This is a genomic window from Chitinophaga sp. G7 BAM 1005 (assembly GCF_057126945.1).
In genome coordinates this window covers 2,562,922-2,572,682 of record NZ_CP181478.1, presented here as the reverse complement: position 1 = coordinate 2,572,682, position 9,761 = coordinate 2,562,922, and the positions used below count along the sequence as shown (strand labels likewise).

Below are 9,761 nucleotides of genomic sequence, written 5' to 3'. Positions count from 1 at the left end.
TAACGGTACAGCACTGTAAATGCCGCATGTTGCGGCGATTGTGTAAAGCTTTCCATAGGAAAATATTAAGATTACAAAAAAGGATACGGGTATCATTCATTCGTCCTAAAAAAATCTCAGAATTGCTCACATGACTCAACGGAACAAATCTACTAGGCGAAAGTAGATAAACTATATCTGCCCGGTTGTCGTTATCATTCAATGCGCGTGTAGTATTTACACTACATTTCTTTCAAATCTATCTGAACATTTCTAAAAAAAAATCCCAGGAACGCTGTCCTATTGCGTCCCTGGGGTAACCGACTGTCCATTAGAGTGTATTGCACTCATTTTATTCATCCCTATCCTATGAAAATTTGTTGAACAATACAAAGTGATTTTACCGTTATTCTTCCAGGGCTGCCGGAGTTCCGTAGAAACAAGATGGTTGCTGAGCGTAACATTTTAGTGTCATATCGACATGAAAATATGATTGCATTCTTATCTGTTGCCGGCTTAGTTCAACTTTATAAAAGTAACGGATGCCTGGCGGTTTTGAGGTAGTAGTTCTTTTAATAGTATATAGTAAAAAAATTACAATACTGTAATATATATACGAAGAAAAAAATGTTAATTTAGTGGCCGACAAACCACTATGCTACCTGTGCTCCCTAACCTGAATCTAAAATGATAAATATACTGATAGCAGATGACCACTCGATAGTAAGACTTGGTATGAAACAAATTATCTGCTCCTTGCCCGGCGCCATGCTTGTTACTGAAGCCAGAACATTTGATGAAGCCATTTTCCTTATGGAAGCCCAAAACTTCGACCTGCTGATACTGGATATTAATATGCCCGGTGGAAACAACCGCCAAATGATCGATGCCGTAAAACTACGGCAACCGGGTATCAGGATACTGGTTTTCTCTGCGTATGATGAGATACTATATGCCCTTAACTATATCCAGGCAGGCGCAGATGGTTATATCGAAAAAAATTCTCCGGATGAAGAATTCAGAATAGCCATCAACGCCGTTCTTATGGGGGAAAAGTATATCAGCAGGGCAGTCAGGGAGTTGCTGATTGGCAAATTTACGGGGCAACAGGAGCATCACAATAACCCTTTCACGGTACTTTCTCCACGGGAAATCGAAGTAATGAACCTGCTTACAAAAGGACTCCCCCTGATAAAAATTGCGGAAATACTCCACTTGCAGCTAACCACCGTCAGCACCTACAAGACACGTATCTTTGAAAAAGTAGGCGTAAAAAATGTGATTGCTTTAATCGAAAAAGCGCAGATGTACCAGGTAGCTACCCATTAACGTGGAGCTGCAGGGATACTTTAGTGCCTCCGTTAACACCCGGATAGGCAAACATTCTGCCGTTGATCATTGTAAGCAACTCCTTTACAAGGATCAGCCCTATTCCGGCGCTGTCATAATGCCCGTTGCCGTCCTTCTCTACGTGATTGATCCAGTCTCTTATTACCGGCGACATACCATAGCCGGTATCGGATAAATGTATGGTTAAAACATGCTCACCCCTTTCAGCGATTAATTCCACCACCCCTCTGGCGGTATATTTTATGGCATTATCCAACAGGTTATGTAAAACAACCGCCAGTAACAGCTTGTTTACCACAACCGTGACTCCCGGCGGAATATGATTGACGACCTGTATCCCTTTTGAGCCGGATACCGGTCTGAAGATCTCTATCTTCTCTTCTATTAGCTGGCAGATATCTACGGTATCTTCAGCAAATTCGCCTGTCAGGAAAGAGATCCGCATGTAATGGATCAGGTTATCCACCAGGTGATGCATGCGATAAAGACTGTCGTAAGTAACCGTTTTTATTTCCTTCTCTTTTAATACACCGGATGATGGTTCATCTTTATTAACCCTGAGCAAGAACCTCAGCGGCGTTTTAATATCATGAGTGATAGCAGCGAGAAGCCGCTTATGCATAAAACTCTGTTTGCGCAGCTGTTCATCGGAGTCCTGGAGTATGGTCATTGTTTTTTCCAGTTCCCTCGTGCGACTTGTTACCTTTAGCTCCAATAGCCGGTTCTTCCGCCGGATACTCCTGATATATATTTTGTATAGCAAGATGATCAGGCAGATCAGCGTGACTAATACTGCCAGTCCGAACCATAGTCTTTCATAAAAAGCTTTCTGTACACTGATGACGAATACCTTTTCGATATACTGATCTCTCCCAAATCCCTTCAGCTTCCGGATACGGATACGATAATCCCCTGATGACAGAGAAGAGAAAGTAATGGTTTTATCGCTGTTCACAGGTAACCATATCTGTTCTTCCCGCCGGTCCTCTTTCTCCAGGGAATAATAAAACTGCAGGTTCCTGGGGTCGCCAAAATAGGGAGAGCTGATGTGTAGCCGGAAAGTTTGAAAATTATTGGGCAGATCAAATTGCGTTGAGGCTTCTGTTACTTTCAGGTTATGCTCCACCCAGTCTACATATATTCCTTTATCCGGCATCTCCATCCGGATAGCAGACGGCGTAAACTGCACCAGTCCATCCAGCGACGGTAAAGAAATATCGCCGTCGTCGTATTTTAAGGCACAGGGTTCACAGCCACCGTTAAACTCGTTTGTATTAAAGCCCTGGTCTTTCCCGAAATAATAATAGTATATATCACGCTGCCTTCCGCCTGCAAAATCAAGTGCATCCTGCCTCCTGATCCTGAATAATCCTTTATTTGTAGTGAGCCAGAAATAGCCCTGGTCGTCTTCCGTAATGCAGTGGGTGGTAGACATATACCGCTGCCGGTCCTGCGGCAGGGCCACCAGCCGTTCATTCTGGTAAAGAAAAACGCCCCGGTTATATGTAGTGATCCAAACTTCTCCTCGTTTGGGAACATAGATACTCCGTACATGCGCCTGTTCCAGCCCCCTGATAGTATCCGTACGTCCTGATGGCAAATGTACCCTGTATAGCCCCTTACCCGTACCGACCCATAAGATTCCTGTTCCTGGTTTTCCTTCTGTCAGGTAGGTAACGTCATCAACGGCAGCAGGAAGAAAATATAATTTCTGGTTTGGATCAGCCGTTTTTATATAGTACAACCCTGGATATTTCCCGCCCACCCATAAATTTTCATCCTGGTCGACGCAGATCTGGCCAATGAGGTATGGCAATTCAATTTTGTGCAACACCTGGCTGAATTCCGGTGATAACGCCACTAACGTTATTCCACCTCTCCCCCAGTATCTTCCCTGGCTATCACGGATCAGTGTATATTTCTCCATCGTCTTTTCCCTGTTGAACGACGACGGCAGCCAGCTATATTTTCCTTTTTGATTAAATACGAGCCCGGAAGATGTTACCACCGCATTGCCTGGGAAAGGCGCCTGTGCGTAAAATACTTCCGCTTCTGAAGTCTCGGATTTACGCACTATAAATTGTTGCCTGGTAGCAATATAGAGGCCCTTTGTGGAACTCCCCAGGAAAACCCGGCTGTTAAGCTGATCATAATAAATCGAAGAAACGTAGTTCCGGTGTAAATCGAAATCACGCAGCACAACCGAACTACGTATACCCACGCCCGGTTCTATCTGTAACTGGTAACAATTTTTATCGGTATAAATAAAAACCTGGTGCGCCGCCAGGTTCCAGAACAATTCCATCTTACATTTAGTAAAAGCAGGGTCAGACAATACATCTCCTATAAGCGGTACTTTTACGGCCTCTCCCTTCTCCCACCCCGTGATGTGTCCGTCCCTGTTAAGGTAGAAAAGCCTCCCGCTGCAAACAAACAAACGCAACAGGTCGAGCTGAGGTTGTATGATGCGGTGCGCTATCTTCCCCTGCTTTATAAGCGAAATGGTATCATGATACACTGCAAAATAACTTTCTGTATTCAACGGCATCACAACCGGACGCTCTTTTGCAAAATGCGCGGCATAGTCATCGGGCCATCCCCTGATGGGATAATAGTCGTTATTGGCTGCGGCATACCGCTGATATTTATATCCAGGCAGCTCCTTTCCGATGTGCTTTGCCTTACTCTCCGTAACTGTTAATACTTCCCCCAGGTCTGTTTCTACCGTTATAGCAGTATCATTGGGATGAACCCTGGCCATCCTGCTGCTTTTCAAACCAGGTACATTATCGCTGTTAAAATTGAGAAAGTAGTTGCCATCAAACCTTGTAAACCCATTTTCCGTGGCCAGCCACAAAAAACCATTCTTGTCGGGCACAATAAATTTGACGCTGTTTTGCGGCAGCCCATCTTCGTCAGTAAGGCGCCTGACAAAATAATGCACAGATGTGTCCATTAAAACAACGGGCTCCGCTGGCATGAAGTTCAATAAAAACAGGTTGAGACAAAAAATAAGGTTCATCTTGGAAATAAAAACACTATCAACACGACAATACGATATCACAACAATACAACAACATCCTTAATATTTTTCTTTATTTATAGCCCGATAAAGATATAAAATATTTAGTTGTTGCCCCGGAAGCCTGCCGGGGAATACATTTATTTTATTTATAATTTTATGCCTGACCAGAAGATGTCTTAATTCTTTTTTTCTGAAATCCTCTTCTTTATGCGGCTCAGAGATTGATTTTTGACACCCAAATAAGAAGCAATGTGAAACGAAGGTACACGCTGTACAATGCTTGGATGTTCTTTTAGTAAATTCAAATACCTTTGTTCATGTGTTAAAAAAAGCAGTTCCTCTGTCCTTCCCTGAGAATGATTAAAAAAATGCTCCGCAAGAATTCTCCCAAATTTCTCCCATCCTTTATAGGATGCATATAAATCCTGGAGATCCTGGTAATTCAGGTATAAGATCTCTGCGTCTTCCAATGCCTCTATATAGTAGACACAAGGATATTGAAAAATAAAACTTCTGAAAGAAACGATAAATTGATGCTCAGAAAAGAAAAAAATATTTCTTTCCTCATCAGTTTTATGATCATAATAATAGACTCTGAACATACCTTTGACTACAATTCCTAAATCTTTACAAACAACATTCTGTTTGTTATAGAAATCTCCTTTTGATATTTTCCGTTTATGCCAAAAAGAAAGACTAACAGAGAGATCCTCATCTGTCAGTCCTGAAAATTCTTTTATTACCTGTCTTAATAAGTAATAAGTCTCATCGGTAGCAATCATTTATCTGCATCAATTTCATACTAATGTAAGAAAGCCTGTTTAATAAGTTACAGTATCCCTGTAGATTTGTTGATTTTTCTTTGTTTGATAAATTGATAAACAGCACCGGCAATAAATAATATCAATACCACCGACAAGGTTCTGCCCACCACAGGGTCTCCTGGCCCGCTTGCCAATGGGTGATGCAGCGGAATTCTTGTTAAAGTTTCGTTGACAGTTGGGATCATAGAAAGGAAAAAGCTGAATGAAAAACAAAAGTTCTCCCAATAGCGTGCTTTTTTGCTTTCTTGTTTTCTTTTAAACAGGAAAAAAGAAACGCCAATCAATACTATAACTAACAAACTAAGTCCATGTCCGGGATTGAATCCTCCATGCCTGGAGATACCCAGCGCGGTCAGGGACGTAACCAGTGTTCCGAGAAAGTAAACCTTGCCTGACTGGTGAGCCAGATTGATTTTTCCAAATTTAAAAAAGGACGTCAGTCCTGCGACAATGGCTATGACACCAATAATGGTATGAAAGATGCCTAAAGGTGATATTCCCATAATTGAATATTTTTAGGCAAAGCTGAAGTAATATCAGCACGTTTTTTTTCACTTAAGTTAATTTCAGAAAAATAATTCCGATACAACCTGATTGCAGTAGCTATAATGATACAAATTGGCAACAATATGATACAAATTGATGAACCGATTAAAAAAAGTCTCATTAACTTCTGGAAAGTTTCATCACATTAACCTTCTAAAAGTTATTTTATGACAAAAAGGACGCTACTTTTGGCCGCTGCCATCATGCTTAGCTGCGGTTTTAGCATGAAAGCGACTTCTGCATTCAAACAGCCAGGTTCCCTATCTGGCCTGCACGCACCAGCTTTCGCCTGGAATTTTATCTATGCCTTCGGCAATGGCCCCATACCTGGCTTAAGCTGGTCAGGCAATTATTTGTATGTTTCTTCCGGCAATTACGTGGTATACTCCGCGAACGGATACGGATTCCTTACACCATCTACTCCCGTTTACTGTAATGCTGCGGACAATGCAAACACCTATGTAGAGGTTGCTGTAAATGGCAGCGGTAGCCCTTCGTACTATGATTTCCAGGAATACTGATTAAAAAGAAAAAACTGGCTCATTTATTTATGAGACAGTTTTTTCGCAAATGCCGGGGTAGCATAATCGGGGCAATCTGAAGCCTTAAGCAAAAAGATCTGATAGCTTTCCCGGATAACCAAATTAACGGAGCCTTCACTGCGGTGCAATAAAAAGATTTGCTTATTGTAGTCGCATATACTATATTTGCGACTACAAAAAACATACTCGATGAGAAAATTAGAATTTGTATCCCTTCAAGTTAGGGATCTTGAAACCTCGAAAGAATTTTACACCACCAACCTGGGGTTTGAGGAAGCAGGAATAACCAATCCAGGGGCCTGTATTTTTAGATATAACAAGGGTGAGGCAAGTTTTGCCATTAGAACTCCCATCGGTAACCTGGATGGAAAGGAGCTGGGCATCGGCGCCTCACTCTGGTTCGCCATCGATGAGGAAATAGAGGACCTGCAGGCCCGGTTATTAGCAAAGAATGTGACACTATTGGGACCGATCCAGGTAACGCCTTTCGGGAAAATCCTTGTTGCTAAAGACCCTGACGGATACAACATCACCTTTCTAAAGTCAAACTAACCATATCGATATGAACGGGGATACAAAATACCGGATTATCGTGGCATCGGAGGACCATGTCAAAACCGGAATCGCAGAAGGGATTGACCCAGCCTGTCATGGAAAGTCCTTGCCGTTGAAAAGGATGCGTTTGAACTGATTTCTTCACAGATGCTACAAAAAGACTATGCCCAGGAAAATTGAATTTCATTTTAAAAAGCCCGAAGACAGTCCGGGTTATCTTCTGGGACAGCTGACCATGTTATGGCAGAGAAAACAAAAGCGCGTCCTGGATCCTTTGGACCTGACGCATACCCAGTTCATACTGCTCTGCGCATTAGCCTGGCTTTCCAGGGAGAGCGATGCCGTAACACAGGTTGATATTGCAAATCAGGGGAATGCGGACAGGATGATGGTATCGAAGGTGTTAAGAACACTGGAAGATAAAAATTTTATTACCCGTCACGAGCATCCGACGGATACGAGGGCCAAAACGATCAGGCTTACGGCTGCAGGAGAAAAGGTTTTACAAAAAGCTATTATCAGGGTAGAAAATGCCGACATAGAATTTTTTACAAAATTGGGTAATGATCTGGTAGCATTCAATGCTAATATGGCCAATCTGATTAAAGATAACAAAACAGAATTCAGATAGAATATTGGGAATAAACTTTGAGACCGCTGGCTCACCATAATTTTTTTTGGAGATGATAGTTGTTTGGGGGGCAAGTCGTCTATCCCGCTGGGCTATGACCTCAATCAAGAACAGGTATGACCATTATCATGCATTAGCTGTGTATACTATTATAATTTTATTGGGAGAATGAATTCCTGTGAATCACACAGGATGCCGAACTGTCTATGGCCTATTGTGTTATAACCGTTTTGGTAGTTTACGGATGCCGGGGCTAGCCGCTCCGGCAACGTCATGTTAATTTAATAACCTCAAAATTAAATTTCATTTTATGAAAAAAATCTCTCCCCAACAACTGTTTTCATGTTTAGCTATCATCCTTTCCATCAATGCGGGCTGCAAAAAAGACCACGGTAACTTTCCGGTATCACATTGCGATATTTTAAGTATCACCGGAAATTTCCATGTGTATCCCAGCGATAGTATATTGTTTGCCTATAATGCTGCAGGAAACCCTGTGAGTGTCACAAGGACCCATACCAGCACCGGTTCCCCTAATTACCAGTTCAGGTATGATAAGGCCAACCGGCTTACGGACTACATCACGTTATACCCAAACAGCAATGAGTTTGAAACCTGGCACAGGTATTATTATCGTGGCAATAAAATTGTGTTCGACAGCATTTTCCAGTTTGGCCTGCTGGGGGAAACCCCAACACCTTCTCCAATTGTGCCTGGTCTTTTTATTCGTGGTTTTGCAAGTTTCGAATATGACGAAATGGGAAGGATTAACAAAAGTGTAGATTCAATAGGCTGGATCTATGGCAGGCTTACTAAATATTATACTTATAATCCGGAAGGTAATCTTGTAAAGGTGGTGTTTGTACCGGGCAACTATCCCGGAATAAAAGATAGTATCATCATCACCGGCTATGACAATAAAGTCAATATGCATCAGACACACCCTGTTTGGCAATTTCTCGACAGGATGTACAGCGTAAATAATCCTATAAAAGCAGAAAGCTACAACAGGTATGGACTTCCCCTTGCCTTCGGTGTAAGCACCTCACTCAAAAATGGCCGGATGCTGGATCCCGGTGGTTCCCTTGCAGATTTCATTGAACTTGGTACCTATCAGTTTATCCGCATAAGGTATAGCTGTAACTAGTACGTGTAATAGCAATTGCGGGCTATGGATAAACTATAGCCCTCAATTGACCTAACCTCCAACTTAAGATTGAGGCTCATATTTAAACGCGAAATACTAACAGGTATTTCTCCAGGAGAACATACATTTGGCCCAGTCAAATCAAACTGTGTTAGCTATGATTGTCAACAAGCTTTCATTATTTGTCCTGATTTTCCTGCTTAACTATAACTGGTTTATCGACTTTGAATTTGTAAGTCCCTATGTTGCAGAATATTCTTTTTGAAATGTGACGGTTATTTCAATATACTCAACAACTATATCTCCTCTTACAGCTATCAGGTCGCCTAAATCAAATAGCTCTTTCTCTACTGGATCATTGGCACTTGCAGTTTCCGAACGGTTTCTTAAATCAGATGAAATTTATTATACCTACTTTAAAGTATAGAGTAAATAATGGTAAAAAAGGGAAATCCTTTACTAGCAATGGTTGCAGGAATTTTTAGTATTTTTGTAATCAAAGTTCTTTAACGCCTTACCACGGATCAAGTTGAAAAGTTGGGGGATAGCGTAGAAAATAGTTGTTTTGCAGCAGATTAGCCAACGACGCACATGGATCAGAACTTTCGTAAACTTGTAGAGATGCTATTACCCGCAGGGGTTTTAGAGTATTTTGACTTAATAGATTCAAGCCAGGACCAAGAGGGTATAAATATATATCTGGAGGAAAAGAATAAGATTCCAGTAGAACATCAGCATAAAAAAGCACACTCCAAAGGCTTCTTCTCAGAAATTGCAATTCAAGATTTTCCTATACGTGGTCAAAGGGTCACCCTACATGCCAAGCGGCGGCGGTGGGAGGTTTTAGAGGATGGAGAAATAATAACAAGAGATTGGGAAATAGTAAAAAAAGGCACGCGAATGACTCCAGAGTTCGGTGCTTTTTTAAAAGGATTACTTAGATAAATATCCTGTAAGCCCAGTACAATTAGGCCATTTCTATCAGATAGACGGAAAACAGTTAGGCCAGCAATACAAGCATCATCTTAGTGATTTTACAACCTGGGATCAAAAGGAACACGCTTGTGAATGGATGCTATTCGAGCAAAATATCGGCACCACTTTAAGCATAGACGAAACAGCCTTTTCAAGTGGAGAACTGTATACCATCGTTACTAATAAG

Annotated in this window: 9 protein-coding genes; 6 read left to right on the top strand and 3 right to left on the bottom strand. The window is 41.7% G+C overall.

Going from position 1 to position 9,761, the window contains the following annotated elements; translation table 11 throughout:
- The first annotated feature begins 666 nt into the window (after positions 1–666).
- Positions 667–1,308 (top strand): response regulator, encoded by a 642-nt coding sequence (locus tag ACMXI2_RS10355; protein ID WP_483781517.1) that lies wholly within the window; start codon positions 667–669, stop codon positions 1,306–1,308.
- On the opposite strand, the gene ACMXI2_RS10350 is transcribed toward ACMXI2_RS10355, so the two are convergent.
- The 3 genes from ACMXI2_RS10350 to ACMXI2_RS10340 form a co-directional block, all read right to left on the bottom strand.
- Entirely contained in the window at positions 1,298–4,351 is a 3,054-nt protein-coding gene (locus ACMXI2_RS10350; RefSeq protein ID WP_483781516.1) for a sensor histidine kinase, read from the bottom strand. The two genes, ACMXI2_RS10355 and ACMXI2_RS10350, sit on opposite strands and share 11 nt — an antisense overlap.
- Positions 4,352–4,530: 179 nt before the next feature.
- Entirely contained in the window at positions 4,531–5,136 is a 606-nt protein-coding gene (locus ACMXI2_RS10345) for a Crp/Fnr family transcriptional regulator (RefSeq protein ID WP_483781515.1), read from the bottom strand.
- A gap of 47 nt (positions 5,137–5,183) precedes the next feature.
- A complete protein-coding gene (locus ACMXI2_RS10340; RefSeq protein ID WP_483781514.1) occupies positions 5,184–5,681 on the bottom strand; it encodes a hypothetical protein in 498 nt (165 codons plus the stop codon).
- Positions 5,682–5,891: 210 nt separating this feature from the next.
- Between ACMXI2_RS10340 and ACMXI2_RS10335 the strand changes: the two genes are divergently transcribed.
- From ACMXI2_RS10335 to ACMXI2_RS10315, 5 genes are all read left to right on the top strand, one after another.
- Positions 5,892–6,245, top strand: coding sequence for a hypothetical protein (locus ACMXI2_RS10335; RefSeq protein WP_483781513.1), 354 nt, complete (start codon positions 5,892–5,894; stop codon positions 6,243–6,245).
- Between the two features lie 210 nt (positions 6,246–6,455).
- The gene (locus ACMXI2_RS10330; RefSeq protein WP_483781512.1) at positions 6,456–6,818 is read left to right on the top strand and encodes a VOC family protein; all 363 of its coding nucleotides are present in this window, start codon (positions 6,456–6,458) and stop codon (positions 6,816–6,818) included.
- Positions 6,819–6,984: 166 nt separating this feature from the next.
- Positions 6,985–7,452 carry a MarR family winged helix-turn-helix transcriptional regulator gene (locus ACMXI2_RS10325; protein ID WP_483781511.1) on the top strand — a complete coding sequence of 156 codons (468 nt, stop codon included), beginning with the start codon at positions 6,985–6,987 and terminating at the stop codon, positions 7,450–7,452.
- Positions 7,453–7,762: 310 nt separating this feature from the next.
- A complete protein-coding gene (locus tag ACMXI2_RS10320; protein WP_483781510.1) occupies positions 7,763–8,599 on the top strand; it encodes a hypothetical protein in 837 nt (278 codons plus the stop codon).
- A 621-nt stretch (positions 8,600–9,220) separates the two neighbouring features.
- Positions 9,221–9,544, top strand: coding sequence for an ISAon1 family transposase N-terminal region protein (locus ACMXI2_RS10315; protein WP_483777571.1), 324 nt, complete (start codon positions 9,221–9,223; stop codon positions 9,542–9,544).
- Positions 9,545–9,761 lie beyond the last annotated feature (217 nt).

Excerpts from the sequence above, each read along its gene's own strand:
- ACMXI2_RS10330 (WP_483781512.1), top strand. The coding sequence starts at position 6,456 with ATGAGAAAATTAGAATTTGTATCCCTTCAAGTTAGGGATCTTGAAACC.
- ACMXI2_RS10325 (WP_483781511.1), top strand. The coding sequence starts at position 6,985 with ATGCCCAGGAAAATTGAATTTCATTTTAAAAAGCCCGAAGACAGTCCG.
- ACMXI2_RS10350 (WP_483781516.1), bottom strand. The coding sequence starts at position 4,351 with ATGAACCTTATTTTTTGTCTCAACCTGTTTTTATTGAACTTCATGCCA.
- ACMXI2_RS10315 (WP_483777571.1), top strand. The coding sequence starts at position 9,221 with ATGCTATTACCCGCAGGGGTTTTAGAGTATTTTGACTTAATAGATTCA.
- ACMXI2_RS10335 (WP_483781513.1), top strand. The coding sequence starts at position 5,892 with ATGACAAAAAGGACGCTACTTTTGGCCGCTGCCATCATGCTTAGCTGC.
- ACMXI2_RS10320 (WP_483781510.1), top strand. The coding sequence starts at position 7,763 with ATGAAAAAAATCTCTCCCCAACAACTGTTTTCATGTTTAGCTATCATC.
- ACMXI2_RS10355 (WP_483781517.1), top strand. The coding sequence starts at position 667 with ATGATAAATATACTGATAGCAGATGACCACTCGATAGTAAGACTTGGT.
- ACMXI2_RS10345 (WP_483781515.1), bottom strand. The coding sequence starts at position 5,136 with ATGATTGCTACCGATGAGACTTATTACTTATTAAGACAGGTAATAAAA.
- ACMXI2_RS10340 (WP_483781514.1), bottom strand. The coding sequence starts at position 5,681 with ATGGGAATATCACCTTTAGGCATCTTTCATACCATTATTGGTGTCATA.